The 360-nt window shown below is 65.6% G+C and carries 1 protein-coding gene; it reads left to right on the plus strand.

Translation table 11 applies throughout. The features are described from left to right. A partial coding sequence (locus ACR6JA_RS22540) for a DNA topoisomerase (protein WP_494599670.1) occupies positions 1–360 on the plus strand: 360 nt, incomplete at both ends.

The raw sequence follows: 360 nt of genomic DNA on the forward strand, positions 1-360 counted from the left end.
CGGCGCACAAAGATGCCTCGATCCGCAAAGCGCAGGGTGCGCACAAGCCGTCCGCCGAGACGCTGCCGCTGTATTTCTCGGCACTCGCCCGATCGCGCGCCGACTGGCTGATCGGGATGAACCTGAGTCGCTTGTTCACACTGCTGGGGCGCCAAGCCGGCTATGCCGGCGTGCTGTCTGTGGGGCGCGTGCAGACGCCGACGCTGAAGTTGGTGGTGGATCGTGATCGCGAGATCGCACGTTTCGTCTCGGTGCCGTTCTGGGCGATCGAGGTTGCGCTGTCCCATGCCGGCCAATCCTTCGTCGCAAGTTGGACGCCGCCGCAAGGCAGCACCGACGATGCGGGCCGTTGCTTGCAAC

The sequence above is a fragment of the Cedecea sp. B1(4) genome (genome assembly GCF_059414925.1).